Source organism: Acinetobacter bouvetii, from assembly GCF_902753875.1.
Taxonomy (GTDB): domain Bacteria; phylum Pseudomonadota; class Gammaproteobacteria; order Pseudomonadales; family Moraxellaceae; genus Acinetobacter; species Acinetobacter bouvetii_A.
In genome coordinates this window covers 60,270-79,042 of record NZ_CADDTS010000048.1, presented here as the reverse complement: position 1 = coordinate 79,042, position 18,773 = coordinate 60,270, and the positions used below count along the sequence as shown (strand labels likewise).

Sequence of the window (18,773 nt, the reverse complement as noted above, 5' to 3'; positions counted from 1 at the left end):
ATTAAAATATTAATTTTTTCAATTAATCATGCATTTAAAATCATTTATTTTTTATAATCAGGTCATAAAGTAAACTTAATTAAAGTTTTGTTCCCTTTTGCATATATATAGAGATAAAGCCTTAAGAATGCCGTAAATTAGAGTGTGCAAGATTACCGCTATATAGTATAGGAGAGGTATGAAATGGCGACTTTCAATGTAAATGACATTACCAAGCATGCCGATGTAATTGCAACATGTGGTACCAAGGTAGGAACTGTGGATCATCTTCAAGGAACAGATCAAATTAAGCTGACAAGAAACGAAGAAGGTAGTCATCACCTTATCCCACTTTCATGGGTAAGTGAGATCAAAGACAATCAAGTTATGCTCAATGTAGACTCTGAAGAAGTTAAAAGTCATTGGGTTGCTGCCTGAGCAAAACAACTCCATTCAAAAGCTAAACCCTTTCTTTAATTTGAAAGGGTTTTTATTTTGATGCTTATTCAGTTGAATTTGATGATGACTTTTGCATATTCTCCGCGATGAATCACTATTGATGAAAATAGCGCTTACATCCCTCTAGGAATTCCTGATTAACATGCATCTCTGGATCATCTTTTTCATCATCACACTGCTCTTCTGATTTGAGCTGATTATCTTGTGCATAACGATAACCATTGTACTGTTCAGTGCCTTCATTAAAGCCGCCTAGAACTGTAGGCTGTAAAAAATATTGAAAAATAAAAAATAAACAAAGACCCATAATGGCTAGAACGGTACTCAGTATTCTTAATTGTTTTGAAATCATTTTTACTTGCCATAGTAGCTTTCATAAGAATGATCAATATATAACACAACTGTTAACTTAAAGTGATATTTTATAGCTTATGCAAACTAAAAAATTATTTTTTAAATTCAATATTTATTTTTATTAAAAATACTGGAAATTTTCAAATATCTGGTTTTAAATCTGGTTTATTCAGCACGAATTGATATCTATACCTATAAATCAATATAATAAAGCAGAGTAAATCACGCATATCACTTACTTAAAATTCTCTTTACTGACCCATACTTCTCCATCTATACGCACTCGATCTGGTCCAATCAAATCCAGTTTTTTACCGTAATAATTAGTTAGATTAATAAATTGTCCATTTTTATCATAATTAGCCCAAATACCACGCTGAATATCCGGACTATCTAACTTGTAAAATGTGACCAATTTCTGTGGAAAAGTCGTTACTGTATTCATCTCGTATGACCTTGTTAATTTGCGAAATAAGGAACATCCTCTTCTATAAAATAAATTTCACCTGTCGAATTTAAAATCCATTGATTGGTACCCATGATTTTGGTTAACTGCTCTTGAGATGAGTCATAGACATTCACCAAATTATGCTCATCATCATACTCACCGGTATAGATGACTGTTGGTGAAGTATCAAAATCCTCATTCATTTTATGCGCTTTTACCGGTTTAATATTCATCCCTAACTCCTTCTACTATTTAAAGGGGCTTTACCCCTTTAAACATCCATTTACCTGAACCAGGAAGCCATTCTATTTATCACTTTGTGACTGCTTTTCAGTGTCTTTTTGCTGATTATGCTTATGGTCTTGTTGGGGTAAATGATGTGGCTGCTTAATCGGTTGATTGCGTTGATTCATATCAGTTTGGTTCTGTGATTTTGATTTAGACATAACACTATTCCTTATTACCATTATTTAATAAAATTTACCGGCCTAATTATTAATCACAATATCAGCATATACCCAAGTTAACTAAATAAAAACGATAATGATGTATCAAAATATAATAATACAATACAAATAAACTCAAAAATAAATATGATTATTAAACAGAAAATTATCTAAAAAATTAAAAAATACAATACAATTTATTTATATAAAAAAGTCCATAAAACAAATGGATAGATTAATAATTTAACCATCTTTTAAAAAATAAAATAAAACCCAGTTCAAAAATATTAAAATAATTAACAGCATATTTACTACAAAAAATATATCCCGTATATTTAATAGCTTATTTATAAATAACAAAATTTTATAAGATTCGAAGTAAAGAGAAATAAGAAAAAATACTGTGTAACAAAATTTAAATCAAATCGACATCTTCATTCCTGATCTGAAATCAAAAATTTAGCTATAAAATGTTACCCTGAATACAGCACTACCATTTATCCAGTATATACCGCACTAAATTAATTCATAAATTGCGTACCAATCATAAGAAGCCTAGCCGAATTTCCCGTTAAGTATTTAAATCTAAATTAAAAAACCCCAACTTCAAGCGGGGCTTTTTTTTGTAAAAAATACTTATTAAACTGAAATGTAGACAACAATTAACCTATAACCTATTTAGATCTGACAGTAAAAAAAGCATATCAACTAATCACTTTTTATCACTAAGAAATGGAAAAAGAAAATCAACAAAACGTTGGGTACACCACAGTCCAGTTTCGCTATGGTGACTATGCGGTGCCAGATAAGGCAAGAGTTTATTCATCTTGAGCGCCAGATTTCCAGTTTCAGCAATCTGGTGCTGTATCTGTTCAAGCTCTTCATTCAATAAAAAACTAAACGCGAAATCTTGGTGATTTTTATTTACTAAAGCAATTTTTTGCCGCTTAAAACCTGCACGTTGAATCAAATCTCCAGCAATCCAGTCATAGATTATCTGCTTCTCGGTCGAATTAAACACACCATACATTTTTCCTTCTGCATGACTAATCAACTTCCAAAAACGGCTTTGCTCTGGATCTTGATTCAAGTTAATCCATTTTTTATCTATTAATATCTCGACAAACTCCTCTACAGACTCAGGGGTAGAAAGCCACTCATTAACAGCTTTATCATTAAGTATACATTTATGACTGTGTATAAGATTGCCCAGGATTGCTTTACGTTTCAAAATTTTCAGCACCAAAGCATCAAGATTCAGATTTTTTAAAATCTGTCTGGAAGATAATCCTTTATCGTTTAAAGCAAAGCCGATTTTAATCTTATCAATAAAAGAATTTTTATCCCTGAATTTACTGTATATTTTTTCAAAGGCTTTGACAGAAAGATGTGAATGACCATTATCCATATTGTCGATGGTGATATGGAGATTGAAATAATGTGAATCAATCCCTAATTCATTTAACTCATAATTTGTGATTAGCAAATGTAAAGGAAGTTGCTCATAGGCCAGATTAAATCCAATAATTTCTGGAATAAATTCAGGCGGTGCATAAGCCAGAGCCAGTTGAATTGCCGGCTGATGATAATATTCATCTTCCAAATCCAGGACGAAATGTTCCAGGCCCAAATCTAGAATTAAATCATCAAATACACACACATGGTTCGCTTTGGCTATGCCTAGTCCCAGTTCTTCAACATAGATTTGGATTAAATCCCTGAAAACAGGATCATTCCAATAATGCACCATGCTATATAACCAGGAACCATCGGCCTTTTTAACGGGTGCAACTTTCACTAAAAACTCAAAGGCTTGACCAATATTTTTAAAATATTCTCGCCCTGCTCCATTTTTTCGTCTTTCCAGATAAGACTGATATTCAAGACATTGCATTTTATTATTATTTTTAATCCAATCCTGTATTTTTGTAATATTGGAAGGAAATTCCACCGTGTCAGAATTCATTATTTGGATTTCGTGTCTTAAGAAGCTGGATGCTTTCTTTTCTTTCACATGAATAGAAATATCAGGGTTCTGAAAAAAAGAGACTAAATCACAATAACTTTGCTGATTTTTATCAAGTAATTCTAAGGAATGTTTTTTTACTGCTACTGGCATTTTTATTCTCCAAGCGGTAATAAGATTATGACCTTAGTTCAAAATTCTGGATGGATCAAACCCTATAATTGTTATCATTCGTTTACTTTGTGTTGAGCAAAAAATAATCAAAATATAAATATCAAAGGGTTAAAAAGTAATTTCATAAAATAATGCTCAGACCACTTTTAGGCATTTTTATCATTAACTTTATTTTTTTAAAATTCAAATAAGTAATTACAATAAAATGAAAAATATGGCTAGTGTACATTATAAATTAATAGAAAAATTTAAAATTTATTTTATCTAGATTTTTCAGCAGCCTATTTATCGCATCAATTCTCTTTAACTCCATTTTAAGTGAAATCCTAAATAGAGGTTTAGCATGTTATGCTCTAATGGTGAAGGAAATAAATCTTATAATATCGCAATATGTTTTTTATAAAAAATACAACTATTTTAAATAAAATAACAAATAATTTCAATGTTATAAAATTTATAAATCTACGCAAGAAATATAGGCTTAATCAAATATGAAAGATCAGAAAATCCACAAAAAAGTAGCTATTTTTTATGCTATCTTGTTTAAAAATAAGGTATACAGTTATAGATATTTATTTAAAGGAAAGAAAAAATTGAGTTAGCTTTTTCATAAAATATGTAAAAATTTAGATAATACAATTAAAACAGATGGTTTTAATTTCATATATAAAATAAAATTTGTAAATCAAATTAACTATAATTATTGATATATTTCATTGCACTAATTTTATAACAAACACTCTCAATTACATTCTAAACATCATGTAACATCCATTTTATTTTTAAATAAAATATTCATGCTAATAATAATTATATCTGGTTATACAGATTTTATGACAAATATATTATTAAGAGGTGTCGTAATGAGTAATCCAAATAACCCACAAGATCAAAACACAAATCAAATGCAACAGCAACCTCAGAATCCTAACCAAGGGCAACAGCAACAGCAGAATCCTAATCAAGGGCAACAGCAACAACAGAGTCCTAATCAAGGACAGCAGCAACATCAAAATCCAAATCAAGGTCAACAGCAGCAGCAAAACCCAAACCAAAGACAGCAACAGCAGAATGAAAATCAACGCCAACAGACTGGTCAGCAACAAGATTTTCGACAAAATCAAAATGACCAAAATAATCAGCAGCAGTAATTACCTGATTGATTGAAAAAATGAGGAGTGAGTTGAATAATTCATCCAATTTTAAAAAATCAAAACTGCAATTTAAATCGTGAGTCTGATCAATAAAGCAGAGTCCCAATTAAAATCGGAACATGCTAAACATGCAGTAAAAGATGCATAAGACAAAATTGAGCAGTCTTGTACGACTCTTCATGAAGTTGATTCATAAAAAAGCACCCTAGGGTGCTTTTTTATATATGTTTGCTTAGTTAAACATTTGACCAAACGCATAGATAACAAACATGAGCATAAGAGCAAATGATGAAGTTACAAATAGTTCTATAGTTTTCATAACCCACTCTCTCTTCCTTAAGTGGAATACTCTTTATATACTGATAATTTTTGTCAGCCAATAACAAAAACTGACAAAAATGTATCAAAAAATACATTAAATATAAAAATCACATTTTAAAATCTACATTTTTCATCATCACAATTGCAGTAAATCAGCGCAAAATATCTGTCTTTTTTGATTTCATATAAAAGTAAAACAAATTCAGATACTTATTATGTTTTTATTACAAGTTTACAATAAGGATATAGGCTAGAATCTTTGTTTCTCTTGCTAAATAATGTGATGTATAAAGCATATCTAGACAATCATATTTTCTTGGCTTAATCCTCAAGTGCCTGCTTTCTGATGTTCAGCCCATATGGGCCCTCTTTGACATTTTCTGTCTCGCATTTTTGGCCATAAAAAAACCGCCTGATAGACGGTTTTTTCCTTAAGTATCAATCTATATTTAATTCACACGAGCAGTGAAGCGGAACATTTCATGTACATCAGTATAGAAGCTGCGGCCATCAAGATTCAGATCAATTTCAACACCAGATTGCAGTAAGACTTTCTTGCCTACTTCAACCCATTCAAACCCATGACGGGTATTTTGCATTTTTTTTAACGGAACCAGCGATACCACAATTTCACGACCATTTACAGATTTTGCAACTAAATTTTCAATCTTATTCAACATTTACACCAATTTTTTAATACATACAAATGCCAGCTATTGGCATTTTTAAACTACAACTTAACTGAAGATTGCTCTTTTAGATTTCAGTCAAGATTACTCTTTTAGATTACATCGATAGTCTGAGACTTCTCAGTCCATTTCAAAACAACACAATTTTCATGTATAAGTTTTATATTGTAGTGCAATTATAACAGAAATTCTGATTTAAAGCATCATAACATATCAACTATACCAATGATAATTGCATCTAAATATTTCAAGCTTAGGGTGCAAAAGTAAAAAATTGAAATGACTGAATATTAAATGTGATGGACTTTCAAATAATCCGCAATCAAACGTGCTGACCAGGACTGAGTCTGCTTTAAGCCTTCGTAAAATCCACAGTGACTGCCTTTCTTAGTGGTCACTACCATAATATTCGGCATTTTCTGAACCACATCTTTATAAGGTTCAAAGTTTCGGATATGACAGACCGGATCATCTTCTGCATTTAAAATCATCAATGGAATTTTAATATTTTCAAATACATAAATGGGATTGGTGGCCTGATTGTAGGCTTCAAAGCTACTATAACCGGCAAGTTCAAAATATTGATGCTGAAATTCAAGTAAACTCTTGGTCGCTAGCACTTGGGATAAAGAAGCTGTCTGTTGCCAAATCGAGTTGTAAGGATAAATAAAAGATTTGAAGAGCTTTTGCGTCATGACCTTGCTATAAAAAGGATGTACGTTTTTAAAGCCATGCTCTGTGTCATAGCCAGGACAAAGCGCGAAAGCTGCCTTGAACGGACTCTGTTCTCCTTCTTCGCCTAAATAGCGTACCAGTAGTCCGGTACCGGCAGATGAACCTACAGCATATAAAGTTGAATCCGGGAATTTGCCTTCAATGTATTTGATCTGTTCTCGTAAATCATCAGTAAAACCAAAGATAGAAATCTTTGGCACCGGCAGCGGTAAATTGGCATGACCACGGCGTAGACATAATGCAACCCGCCATCCTGTATGTTGATGCAGGTCACGCACCAATTCAGCCATACTTTCCGGCGTACCCGTCAGCGTATGCATGACCACGATGGTCGGGATATCTGCCGGAAGATGAAGTCCATACCAGGCAATCCCGGTAATTCCTCCATCTGCCATCTCTAACTGTTCAATGGCATCATACTGAAGTTGAATAGTTTTCTTTTTGATGATATCAAAATACAACAGATGAACATGTGTGTTGGATAACCATGGTGTCGGACGATATTTCTGTTTTAGCTGTGGCAAAACATCTAGCATCTGTCGTGCCTCACCTTGCGGATTGAAATACAGGGTTGGTAATGCCGCACCTGTAAGTTGATCCACAATTTTTTTCGCCAATTGACTGATTTTACTGACCACCAATTTCATATTTATCTGACCTCAAAAAGCAATACCTCATCAAATATTCAGTAAATATCCTTTTATCCATTGTCCATAATTTCACTATACGCCAGTTTTATGCTTTTGGCATAAATGCTGCCATACGTTGCCCCATCTGTGCTGCAAGCGCTTCCAGACCACTTTTCGGACGCAACATCACTTCAAAATCAATGATTTGACCTTGCTCATTAAACTTGATCATATCAATGCCTTTAAGTTTTTTCTCACCAACATTCGCAGAGAACTCCAGCACCACATTCTGTCCATCTTCCGTATAGAATTCACGGTGATAGGTAAAATTTTCGAAGATCTGAATCACATTGCTCAAAATAAAAAAGACCACCTGCTTACCCGGATAAGGGTTATAGGCTACTGGTGAACGAAATACCACATCCTCTGCCAGTAGCTCATTCAGAATAGACATATCACGTGTTTGCAACATTTCATGCCAACGCTGCACAGCCTGTTGAGTTGTTGTTAAAGCCATTTTTTGTTTCCTTATGATTTTATTATTTCACTTCAAGGATAGAGCGTTATTTTCTTGTTACTCTAAACCCATTTAAGCCCTCACCTAAATCCTCTCCCAAAGGGAGAGGACTTAATGCCTTTAAATCACCGCTGCCAAATCGGCACCCTGACGAATGGCACGCTTCGCATCCAGCTCACCGGCTTCCTTGGCACCCCCAATCAAATGCACGTTTTTACCATCGGCTTTCAACTGATCAAACATCGCGGTAAACGGTTCCTGACCCGCACAGATCACCACATTATCTACCTCTAAAACGGTGGGCTGACCATTGACCACAATATGCAAGCCTTGATCATCAATCTTCTCATAGCTTGCACCGGCAACCATTTTAACTGCACGGTGTTTCAGTCCAGTGCGGTGAATCCAACCCGTGGTTTTACCCAAACCTGCACCCACTGAACTGGCCTTTCGCTGCAGTAAATAGATTTCACGATTAGACTGCTCGACTTCAGCTGCTTTTAAACCACCGACATTTTCATAGCTAGTATCAATGCCCCATTCATTATAGAATTTTTCCGGATTCAGGCTGCCACTCTCACCTTCATGGCTTAAATATTCAGCCGTATCAAAGCCGATCCCACCTGCACCAATAATCGCGACACGTTGACCGACTGACTTACGGTCTTTCAACACTTCCAGATAGCTCAGTACTTTAGGATGATCCATGCCTTCTATCTCTAACTGACGTGGCGTAACACCAGTAGCTACAACAATCTCGTCAAAATTTGAATGGCTTAAATCTTCATAGCTGGCCTTATGGTTCAAGACCAATTTGATGTTCGGCTGCAACTCAATTTTACGTTTGAAATAACGCAGGGTTTCATAAAACTCTTCTTTACCCGGAATGGTTTTGGCAATATTGAACTGCCCACCAATCTGATTGGATGCTTCATAAAGCGTGACTTTATGCCCACGATCAGCCGCGTAAGTCGCAAAACTTAAACCGGCCGGGCCGGCACCAATGACCGCGATATTTTTAGATACTGCAGATTCTTTAAAGATCAGCTCGGTTTCATAGCACGCACGTGGATTGACCAGACATGAAGCAATTTTCATCGAGAAAATATGATCCAGACAGGCTTGATTACAACCAATACAGGTATTGATTTCATCACTACGGCCCTGTTCTGCTTTTTGTACAAAGAAAGCATCAGCCAGCATTGGACGCGCCATCGAAATCATGTCGGCATGGCCTGAAGCCAGCACATGTTCTGCCATTTCCGGGGTATTGATACGGTTTGAAGTAATTAACGGAACATTCACCAGACCTTTGAGTTTTTCAGTGACCCAGGTAAATGCCGCACGTGGCACTTTGGTGGCAATAGTTGGAATACGCGCTTCATGCCAGCCAATCCCGGTATTGATAATAGTGGCACCCGCTTTTTCAATTTCTTTGGCCAGTTGCACCACTTCTTCAAAGCTTGAACCGCCATCGACCAGATCCAGCATCGATAATCGGTAAATAATGATAAAGTTTTCACCCACTTCGGCACGGGTACGCTTCACGATTTCAATCGGGAAACGGATACGGTTTTCATAACTGCCACCCCATTCATCTTCACGATGATTGGTTCGAGCCGCAATAAACTCATTAATCAGATAACCTTCAGAACCCATGATTTCAACGCCGTCATAACCTGCGTATTGGGCCATTTTTGCACAATGCGCGAAGTCGGTAATGGTTTGTTCCACTTCAGCAGTGGTCAAGGCATGTGGTTTGGTCGGGTTAATCGGAGCCTGAATGGCAGACGGCGCCACCAGATCGGCCTGATAGGAATAACGGCCAGTATGCAAAATCTGCATGGCAATTTTACCACCCGCGGCATGTACAGCCTGAGTAATCACTTTATGTTTTTCAGCTTCTTCTTCGCTGTCCAGTTTCGCACCACCTGCAAAGGTTAAACCTGCATCATTTGGGGCAATCCCGCCAGTGACAATTAGCCCTACACCACCTTGAGCACGTTCCGCATAAAATGCCGCCATACGTTCGTAACCACGCGGTGCTTCTTCTAGGCCCACGTGCATAGACCCCATCAAGACCCGGTTTTTCAGTGTAGTAAAACCCAAATCAAGTGGTGCTAATAAGTGCGAATAATTCGACATGTCGTCTCCTTGGCGTGCTGAAATAGCTGGCTGTTTTTTGATTAGTGCAACTTGTTGCATAAATTTATAATCCAGTTTTGTTTTTTATGCAACATGTTGCATAATATATTTTAAATTTTAATACTTGGCCGATTATGTCTTTAGCCCATGTTTTACTCACCAGCTTAATTGAAAAACCCAGTACTGGTATTGAGTTAGCACGTCGGTTTGACCGCTCTATGGGCTTCTTCTGGAATGCCACCCATCAACAGATTTATCGTGAATTAAGCGCCATGCAGACCAAGGGCTGGATTTCCACACTAGAAGAAGACCATGCCAATACCCGTAAAAAAACCTATCAGGTCGAAGCATTGGGTCGTGCCGAACTGGCAGACTGGATGGTCAAGCAAAGTCCACCAGCGCAACTGCGTGAAGAATTAATGGTACGTTTACGGGTAGAAGCACAGCTCGGTGGCAATACCGTATTGCCGGAACTGGAACGGCATCTGGTTTTACACAAAGAAAATCTGAAAATTTACCAAACGATTTTTGCAAAAGACTTTGCCCATGAGCATGATCAGGATCGTACCCAGTTTATTCATAAAATGATTCTACAGCTTGGCATTGATTTGGAATTGGGCTGGATTCATTGGCTGGAAACAGTGATTCCTCAATTAAAAGCGTTTGATGAAAGATAGTCATATAATCATCTAAAGAAAATTGTCATATAAGGAAGTTGCCATGCCCCATTACCAGATGCCAGATCGTGAACAGCTGTTTGTTCGCCAGTTTGGACAAGGCAAACCTGTATTGGTGCTTTCCGGTTTGGGCATGCAAAGCTGGCAATGGCTACCGTTCTTATATCAGCATAGTAAAAATCATCAATTTATTATTCCCGACTGGCGTGGTTTTGGCGGTTCACAAGCATGTGCCATTCCGGAGCTAGATGCTATTTCGAGTCACTGGCGCGATATTGAAAGCCTGATTGCCCAGCTACAACTTAATCAGTTTTCCGTGATTGCCTATTCTATGGGCGCAACTACAGCCATGCATGGCATGCAATATGGTCATTTACAGCAAAAGTTGACCCACTATCTGCATATCGATCAGACACCGAAAATTACAGTCGATGACACTTGGCAATATGGGCTGTTTAGCCAGCAGCAGCCCCAGTTTAAACAACTATTGGCCGAGATTTCTCAACTGCTTGCATCTCAGTCTCAGGCACAAAGTTTGCTGGATCTGGAGTCAGCGAATCGACAGCAACTTTTAGAACTCTGGCTGGAATTCATTCAACTACAAGCCAGCAATAAAGTTGCCCCCTTGCTGTTTAAAATGGCTTTAAAGCAACCCCGCTTGCAATCCATGATTTTGCCGATTCAACGGCTGGATTATCTGGCCTGGTATGTCAATAACTACCTGTATCATAATGAAGATTATCGTGAATCCGTTGCACGGCTTGCCTGTCCCAGTACCTTTTTCATAGGTCAGGAGTCCAGGCTCTATCCTGCAGCCGGGCAAAAACTGATTGCCAGTAGCGTGCAAAACTCCAAGCAGATTATCTTTGAAAAATCTGGGCATACTCCTTTGCTTACTGAACCCCTAAAGTTTGCACGAGAAATTAGTGCATTCCTGAAATCCAATGCGACCCATAAACCTTAAACAGCCGAATGAAATCAGGAGCCGAGATGAAAAAACTAGTGGTCTTTTCGGGTGCAGGTATGAGTGCCGAAAGCGGCATCAACACATTTCGGGACAGTGATGGCTTATGGGAACAGTATCGAATTGAAGACGTTGCAACACCTGAAGCCTGGAAACGTGATCCAGAACTGGTGCAACGTTTCTATAACGAACGGCGTAAAAATATTCTGGCAGCCAAGCCCAATGCAGCACATCAGCTTATTGCCGAACTTGAAGATATTTTTGATGTACACGTCATTACCCAAAACATTGATGATCTGCATGAACGTGCTGGAAGTAGCAAAGTCATTCATCTACATGGCAATATTCGCCTGGCTAAAACCTCTGGCCCAAACTGTCAATACAGCACTGAATTCTATCCGGTCGAAGACGCCGAGCTAGACCTGAACAAACACTTCTGCAAGGATGGCTATCCGCTACGTCCACATGTGGTCTGGTTTGGCGAGGCCGTGCCTGCCTATGCCGATGCACAAGACTGCGTACAGAATGCAAATATTTTTATTGTGATTGGGACCAGTTTACAGGTTTATCCCGTGGCAGGTTTAATTCATGAAATTTCAGCGAATTGTAGCGCTTACTATATTGACCCTAAAGCTGATCAACAGCGCCTGCCCCCACAATTCCAGAAAATTGTTATGACTGCTACTCAAGGCATGCAGCATCTCAAAGAAAATTTGCTACAAAAACCATAAACCCTTCTGTTCAATAGCAAAACTACAAAGCAGGCATTGACATGATGCAACAATAAACTTTTAATCAGCCTATTGTTGCATAAATGGAATTTTTAAATGCTGTCTGATCTTGATGATTTTTATTGCTTTGCATTGGTGGTCGAACACGGTGGATTTAGTGCAGCAGAACGCGCAACCGATATTCCAAAATCAAAACTCAGTCGTCGCGTTTACAATCTGGAAGAACATTTAGGAGTACGTCTCATTCAGCGCAGTTCCCGCCATTTTGCGGTGACCGATATTGGAATGAATATTTATCGTCATGCCCAAGTCATAATGAATGCAGCGCAAGCTGCCCATGATCTGGTCGATCATCTCAGTATTCAACCGCGCGGTGTAATCAAGGTCAGTCTACCTGTGTCAATTGCACAAAATGAAATTGCCAAAATCTTGCCAAAATTTTTGAAAACTTACCCTGAAATCAAAGTTCAACTCATCGTCAGTAATCGCCGTGTAGACATTGTCAATGAAGGTATCGATGTGGCTTTACGGGTTCGCTCCAATTTGGATGATGACCCAAGTCTGGTTTTACGCCAGTTTGAAAAAATTGAACAACACTTATTTGCCAGCCAAGCTTATCTGAATGAATTTGGCGATTTAAAACAGCCGGAAGATTTAAGCTACCATCAAATTTTGAGTATGGCAGATGAACATTTAGACCAACACATTATTGTACATGATGACAAAAATCAGCAGAAAAAGATCAAAGTCAATCCTATCGTGATGGGTTCTGACCTCATGATGCTGGCACAACTAGCACGACAAAATTGTGGCATCGTGTTGTTACCTGATACGATCGTTCAAGACTATATTGAAAGTGGCGAACTGGTTCGGGTGCTCCCTAACTGGAAAGCACCACATGGTATCTTCCATGCAGTTTATCCCTCACGCCGTGGCTTATTACCTGCTGTCCGCGTCTTTATTGATTATTTAGTGGAACACCTCAGCAAGCATTAATCAGCCATTCAATCTGGAGCAAAAATGAGGTAGTTACTCTATATGCATAATTCGATAAGATGTCGTTGCTATATCTGAGCATGATCATTAAATAATGTCGACCACATCACTAAAATATAAAATTCACTTGAGTAATACTAAAATTTAGCAAAAAAAAAGCTTATCCGAGATGGATAAGCTTATAAACTAGAATAAGAAACTACAGCGAGAATCTATATTTTTATAGTACAAAAAAAATACAGCTAAATCTAATAGTTAAAACATATTACAAGAAAAATACAAAAATATTTTTTTCAAAAAAAACATAGTGTTAAATATTTCAGTAATCGTTTTTAAAACTTTATCAAAAGTTAAAATAGGTCATTTTCTACTAAAGTATAAAACGATCTATTTCATTTAACTCTTATTACTTAAATTTCAGGATATGAACCTGTACCTTCTGGCCAAGGAGATAAGAGCTCAAAACCGGTATCAGTTACAGCCACCATATGTTCCCACTGTGCAGTCAAGGAACGGTCTGCTGTGACTACAGTCCAGCCATCTTTAAGTTCTTTAACACGTGGTTTTCCAGCATTCACCATTGGCTCAATGGTAAAGACCATACCTTTTTTCAGCTTAAGGCCTTGACCAGGTTGACCGTAATGCAACACATTCGGCTGTTCATGATAAACCTTACCAATGCCGTGACCGCAATATTCACGCACAATGCTATAACCCTCACGATATGCAACCGACTGAATGGCGAAACCGACATCGCCCAAGGTTGCACCCGGTTTCACGGCATGTATACCTGCAACCATGGCTTCATAAGTCGTTTCAACCAATTTTTTCGCTTCAGGTTTCACCGTACCCACATAATACATGCGGCTTGTGTCACCGAAATAACCATCTTTAATGATGGCCACGTCAATATTGATAATGTCGCCATCTTGCAAAATCGTGTTAGGAGATGGAATACCATGACAAACGACTTCATTCGGTGAAATACAGGTGGTTTTGGTATAACCGTAATAGCCCACGTTGGCAGGAATCACTTTCAGCGTATTGACGATAAAATCATTACAAATGTCATCTAAATATTCAGTGCTTACACCCGGCTTGACATACTTCCCTATCATTTCCAAAACCTGAGCAGCCAAACGCCCGGAAATACGGAGTTTTTCTAAATCTTGCTCAGTTTTAATGGTAATAGTGGAAGCTTTCATTGCATCATCCTCGTGAATAAGGTCTATGATTATAGACCTTTTACTACATTTTTGCTGATTCACCGCACTTAAACCCAAGACTTTCATCTATTTTTAGTAAGCTGAGCGGTTGATTTACAGACATTTGAATCGTCATTACAAAAAACTTTTTTATATGCTAAGCAATTAATAAAAAATGATATTTTCACATTATCTTATTTTTAATTGAATTATCAACAATATAATTCAACCTGATTTTTTCTATTCAGCATGGCGTTCATTTTTATATCACTAAAATTCATAACCTTCATAAAATAAATTACAAAAAATCTTTCATATCCTCTAAAATTGCTTTTTTCGATTCATCTCCCCATCTATCTATGACAAATCTCCGTACAAGAGATATTGTTGCTTTAGGTTTTATGACCTTTGCACTTTTTATTGGTGCGGGCAATATTATCTTTCCACCAATTGTGGCCCAACAAGCCGGTGAACATGTATGGCTGGCTGCATTCGGTTTCTTAATCACCGCAGTAGGCTTGCCTGTTATCACCATTGTTGCGCTGTCACGTGTAGAAGGTTCTATTCAAGTCCTAAGTTCACCACTTGGCAAAGCAGCCAGTATTTTGCTGACTGTCGTGTGTTACTTGGCTGTAGGCCCATTATTTGCTACACCGCGTACAGCAACCGTTTCCTATGAAATTGGCTTCTCGTCCTATTTTGGCACTTCTGCAAATAGCCTGATGATTTACAGCATTATCTATTTTGCTTTAGTGACTTTAGTTTCTTTATATCCAAACAAGATTCTAGACACTGTAGGCTACTTCCTATCGCCTTTAAAAATTTTAGGCTTGGTAATTTTAGGCATTTCCGCATTCATGCTACCTGTTGGTGTAGTACCGCCTGCAATTGACAATTATGTCAGCAGTCCGGTCTCTGAAGGTATCGTCAATGGTTACTTAACCATGGATACTTTAGGTGCATTGGTGTTCGGTATTGTGATTGTGAGAGCGATTCATTCGCGTGGCGTCACAGAAAAGAAACTGGTGACCAAATACGCCGTGATTGCCAGCATCATTTCAGGTATTGGCTTAACACTGGTCTACATCAGTCTGTTTAAACTCGGTATGGGCAGTCATGACATTGCTCCAAATGCAGCCAATGGTGCAGTGATCCTGCATGCCTACGTACAGCACGCATTTGGTGACATGGGCGCTTACTTCCTTTCAGCCATGATCTTTATTGCCTGTATGGTCACCGCGATTGGCCTGACTTGCGCATGTGCAGAATACTTCTCTGAATTGACTAAAATCCCTTACAAAGTCTTTGTGTTGATTCTGGTTGGTTTCTCATTGCTGATTTCCAACTTAGGCTTAACCAAACTGATTGCAGTTTCGGTTCCTGTACTTAGCGCGATCTATCCGCCTGCAATTGCAGTGATTCTCTTAAGTTTCTGTGGCAAATTCTTTAATCAGCCTTCACGCGTCATTGCACCTGTAACTGCTATTGCCTTGGTGTTTGGTATTTTAGATGGTTTGAAAGTTGCTGGTTTCTCAGAACAACTACCTGCTTTCCTGCAAAACTTACCGCTTAACGAACAAAATCTTGCTTGGCTTATTCCATCAGTGATTGTTCTTATCATTGCCGCTGTGATCGACAAAGTTAAAAAGTAACTGCAAGTTGATGTCATTAAAATCGAGTTTTACCCAAACCTGATTTTAAGCGTGATCAATAAAACGTCATGTTTTACCCAAACTGGTTTTATTGTTTACATTCTCAACTTTTAGACATACTTCGTAACAATATAATATTTAATAAAATCAATTGTCATTCCTCTCATTCTTCCTTTCCTGCCTAGCGTGCATTCTTCGCTTAAACGCTGGCATCAATATTGCTTATTTTCTATCGACTACTGTTGAATTTCTTGACATTTTTTTAGCTTGCTAGAATGAATGATGAGTATCACTTCATACTCAAAAGAAATATCTGGTATTTATATTTTTAATAAAACAAGCATATCAACTTATGTCTAACATCGTTTTATGACAAAATAATGACATTGGCTATTGAAATGACATTAAATTCAAAGTAAAACAATAGAAACTAATCTGACTAAAACAATTAGGTTTAGGTCAAAAAATGACAGGAGGGGTGGAGATGTTATCACTACATTTCAATAAAGAAATCTTCATTAACGCTCTAAAAGCAAATAAAAATATGGTCACTTATTTGAGTACCACAGTTGCTCTGCTTGTGACATTGATTATTCATGGATTAATTCAAGGCAACTTAAAACCTGAATTCTTTATGTATGCTTTTATTGTTTCGGTGGCTTTTTATATCTGGACTGTGGTCGATCAAAAGTATCGTCAACAGAAGCAGAATACTTCTACAGAATAAAAGATGGGTGAGTATCACCCATCTTAAAAAAAGAATAACAATAATTAATAATCAGATACTTATATCAAACCACAAACCATCAAATTAAAACCTTCCCCAAGCCGATCATCGTACCAAGCAATAGTCCTGCGGTAGCACCCAACTCCCCGATCACCAACAGAATCATGGCACTACTCAGCATCCATTTTGGCAAATGCCAACGCCCCATTTGATGAGGTTGCTTAAACTGATTAGTGGTATCTTTTAGCCAGCCATGGAGCACATAGCTCAAAATTGAAAAACTGAAAAAAAACAGGTTAATCAACACAAAAATGAAGTTAAGTCCCTCACTCCAGACTGAAAAATAGGCCAATACTGCAATAATCAAGCTGGCAGGTGCATAGAGCAAACTGCTCCTATGCGCAATATCGACATAATAATGCGCGCGTGCCTGCGCTGATTGCCGGATTTGATAGTACTTCCAGACACCTGTCAGCATCCCCACCCAAAGAAAAATCCCACTAAACACCACAGCCCAAGCCACAGACTGGGTTAAACTTTCAGCTTCCATTCTTTATTTCCTTATTTTTAGAACGCTATTTTGACTTTAAAGTCATTAATTATACAAGTTTCTTTTTGGAACTTAGCTACAGTAGTCTTCATTCAAACTGCATATAGACTCAAGATGAGCACTTTTGAAACCCTAGAAATCAGCTGTAAAGATGGATACTCACTCAGCGGCCGCTTTTATGCAGCCAGCACACCCACAAAGCACTTGCCTATTCTAATTTGTCCTGCAACTGGCATCACGCAAAATTTTTATCAGGCTTTCGCTGAATGGCTGAGCACACAAGGCTATGATGTTTTAAGTTTCGATTTTCGCGGCATTGGTCGTTCTTTACATGGTCCCATCAGCAAATCTAAGGCCAGTATTGCAGATTGGGGGCAGCTGGATATACCGGCAGCCATTGATACATTATTGTGCAAAACTCAGGCAGAACAAGTGATTTTGCTGGGTCATAGTGCCGGCGGTCAGCTGTTGGGAATTGTGCCCAACCATGAAAAAGTAGCCAAAGTGGTCGCCATTTCAGGTTCTACAGGTCATGTGAAAGGTTTAAAAGGCAAAACCAAACTGCTTGCCCCAGTGATGTTTAATGTCATTTTCCCCTTAGCCCGTATCACCAAAGGCTATGGCCCAACTCAAGCTATTGGTATGGGTGAAAACCTGCCTAAAGATGTGGCTAAACAATGGGCGCAATTTTGCAGTAAACCGGGTTATGTCATCAACGCGATTGGCAAAACCATATTTGAAGATTATCACACTGAAATTGACTGCCCGATTACGGTGCTATGGTCTTCAGATGATGAAATTGCCACCGAAGCCAATGTGAAAGACTTACTTCGCTTATATCCCAAAGCACAGACCGCAATGATCGAGTTAAAACCTAAAATCTACAACCATAAAGCCATTGGTCATATGCTGATGTTTAAGAAATCACATCAAAACTTGTGGCCGGTGATGGCACAACAATTGGCTGTTTAATTAGCTAAATGATTTTTAAAATTTTAAGCTTTGGTCGTTGAATGTCTCATCACGTTAAACGGCTTTTTGTATGTAAAGATGACGTAGCCAGCAGCTTCCACATGTTACCCTCGCATGCAGAAGCTGCTGATTAAAGTCTCAGACCCATGAGCACTTTAACTTGCCTTAAGCTTATTTTAGCGACAAACACGCCCATGAATTTGCTGTATTTTTAGCATTTCAGCCTATAAACAGAAGAATAATGCTATAAATAGATTCAATTCAGAATATTCTTTTGCAGTTA

The 18,773-nt window shown here is 37.7% G+C and carries 20 protein-coding genes; 9 read left to right on the top strand and 11 right to left on the bottom strand.

Annotation, left to right across the window (positions count from 1 at the left end; all coding sequences use genetic code 11):
- Positions 1-183: 183 nt before the first annotated feature.
- Positions 184-417, top strand: a complete 234-nt coding sequence (locus tag FB6_RS13970) for a DUF2171 domain-containing protein (RefSeq protein ID WP_174560565.1) — start codon at positions 184-186, stop codon at positions 415-417.
- A gap of 115 nt (positions 418-532) precedes the next feature.
- Here FB6_RS13970 and FB6_RS13965 read toward each other — a convergent pair whose 3' ends face one another.
- The 5 genes from FB6_RS13965 to FB6_RS13945 form a co-directional block, all read right to left on the bottom strand.
- On the bottom strand, positions 533-790 hold the full coding sequence (locus tag FB6_RS13965; protein ID WP_174560564.1) for a hypothetical protein: 258 nt from the start codon (positions 788-790) through the stop codon (positions 533-535).
- A gap of 237 nt (positions 791-1,027) precedes the next feature.
- Complete coding sequence (locus tag FB6_RS13960; protein WP_174560563.1) at positions 1,028-1,237, bottom strand: hypothetical protein; 210 nt, start codon at positions 1,235-1,237, stop codon at positions 1,028-1,030.
- A 14-nt stretch (positions 1,238-1,251) separates the two neighbouring features.
- On the bottom strand, positions 1,252-1,473 hold the full coding sequence (locus FB6_RS13955; protein WP_174560562.1) for a hypothetical protein: 222 nt from the start codon (positions 1,471-1,473) through the stop codon (positions 1,252-1,254).
- 72 nt (positions 1,474-1,545) lie between these two features.
- Positions 1,546-1,686: a hypothetical protein gene (locus FB6_RS13950; RefSeq protein WP_174560561.1), complete on the bottom strand. Its 141-nt coding sequence runs from the start codon at positions 1,684-1,686 to the stop codon at positions 1,546-1,548.
- A gap of 712 nt (positions 1,687-2,398) precedes the next feature.
- Entirely contained in the window at positions 2,399-3,805 is a 1,407-nt protein-coding gene (locus tag FB6_RS13945; RefSeq protein ID WP_174560560.1) for an iron-containing redox enzyme family protein, read from the bottom strand.
- Between the two features lie 884 nt (positions 3,806-4,689).
- On the opposite strand from FB6_RS13945, the gene FB6_RS13940 reads away from it, so the two are divergent.
- Positions 4,690-4,977, top strand: a complete 288-nt coding sequence (locus tag FB6_RS13940) for a hypothetical protein (RefSeq protein WP_174560559.1) — start codon at positions 4,690-4,692, stop codon at positions 4,975-4,977.
- Between the two features lie 773 nt (positions 4,978-5,750).
- Here FB6_RS13940 and FB6_RS13935 read toward each other — a convergent pair.
- From FB6_RS13935 to FB6_RS13920, 4 genes are all read right to left on the bottom strand, one after another.
- Positions 5,751-5,981 carry a hypothetical protein gene (locus tag FB6_RS13935; protein WP_438819974.1) on the bottom strand — a complete coding sequence of 77 codons (231 nt, stop codon included), beginning with the start codon at positions 5,979-5,981 and terminating at the stop codon, positions 5,751-5,753.
- Positions 5,982-6,280: 299 nt separating this feature from the next.
- Positions 6,281-7,372, bottom strand: coding sequence for a YheT family hydrolase (locus FB6_RS13930; protein ID WP_174560558.1), 1,092 nt, complete (start codon positions 7,370-7,372; stop codon positions 6,281-6,283).
- 88 nt (positions 7,373-7,460) lie between these two features.
- Entirely contained in the window at positions 7,461-7,871 is a 411-nt protein-coding gene (locus FB6_RS13925) for a nuclear transport factor 2 family protein (RefSeq protein WP_174560557.1), read from the bottom strand.
- Positions 7,872-7,991: 120 nt separating this feature from the next.
- Positions 7,992-10,016, bottom strand: coding sequence for an FAD-dependent oxidoreductase (locus tag FB6_RS13920; protein ID WP_174560556.1), 2,025 nt, complete (start codon positions 10,014-10,016; stop codon positions 7,992-7,994).
- Between the two features lie 134 nt (positions 10,017-10,150).
- Between FB6_RS13920 and FB6_RS13915 the strand changes: the two genes are divergently transcribed.
- The 4 genes from FB6_RS13915 (at position 10,151) to FB6_RS13900 (ending at position 13,384) form a co-directional block, all read left to right on the top strand.
- Positions 10,151-10,693: a PadR family transcriptional regulator gene (locus FB6_RS13915; protein ID WP_174560555.1), complete on the top strand. Its 543-nt coding sequence runs from the start codon at positions 10,151-10,153 to the stop codon at positions 10,691-10,693.
- A 43-nt stretch (positions 10,694-10,736) separates the two neighbouring features.
- The gene (locus FB6_RS13910; RefSeq protein WP_174560554.1) at positions 10,737-11,657 is read left to right on the top strand and encodes an alpha/beta fold hydrolase; all 921 of its coding nucleotides are present in this window, start codon (positions 10,737-10,739) and stop codon (positions 11,655-11,657) included.
- 26 nt (positions 11,658-11,683) lie between these two features.
- Positions 11,684-12,388: an SIR2 family NAD-dependent protein deacylase gene (locus FB6_RS13905; RefSeq protein WP_174560553.1), complete on the top strand. Its 705-nt coding sequence runs from the start codon at positions 11,684-11,686 to the stop codon at positions 12,386-12,388.
- Positions 12,389-12,484: 96 nt separating this feature from the next.
- Positions 12,485-13,384: a LysR family transcriptional regulator gene (locus FB6_RS13900; protein WP_174560552.1), complete on the top strand. Its 900-nt coding sequence runs from the start codon at positions 12,485-12,487 to the stop codon at positions 13,382-13,384.
- Positions 13,385-13,794: 410 nt separating this feature from the next.
- Here the strand turns inward: FB6_RS13900 and map are convergent, their stop codons facing one another.
- Positions 13,795-14,589 carry a type I methionyl aminopeptidase gene (gene map, locus FB6_RS13895; RefSeq protein ID WP_174560551.1) on the bottom strand — a complete coding sequence of 265 codons (795 nt, stop codon included), beginning with the start codon at positions 14,587-14,589 and terminating at the stop codon, positions 13,795-13,797.
- A 359-nt stretch (positions 14,590-14,948) separates the two neighbouring features.
- Here map and brnQ point away from each other — a divergent pair, with 359 nt between their 5' ends.
- Entirely contained in the window at positions 14,949-16,241 is a 1,293-nt protein-coding gene (gene brnQ / locus FB6_RS13890) for a branched-chain amino acid transport system II carrier protein (RefSeq protein ID WP_174560550.1), read from the top strand.
- A gap of 484 nt (positions 16,242-16,725) precedes the next feature.
- Positions 16,726-16,968, top strand: coding sequence for a hypothetical protein (locus tag FB6_RS13885; RefSeq protein WP_174560549.1), 243 nt, complete (start codon positions 16,726-16,728; stop codon positions 16,966-16,968).
- A 79-nt stretch (positions 16,969-17,047) separates the two neighbouring features.
- Here the strand turns inward: FB6_RS13885 and FB6_RS13880 are convergent, their stop codons facing one another.
- Complete coding sequence (locus FB6_RS13880; protein ID WP_174560548.1) at positions 17,048-17,518, bottom strand: hypothetical protein; 471 nt, start codon at positions 17,516-17,518, stop codon at positions 17,048-17,050.
- A 114-nt stretch (positions 17,519-17,632) separates the two neighbouring features.
- Between FB6_RS13880 and FB6_RS13875 the strand changes: the two genes are divergently transcribed.
- Positions 17,633-18,490 (top strand): alpha/beta hydrolase family protein, encoded by an 858-nt coding sequence (locus FB6_RS13875; protein ID WP_174560547.1) that lies wholly within the window; start codon positions 17,633-17,635, stop codon positions 18,488-18,490.
- Positions 18,491-18,773: the final 283 nt, after the last annotated feature.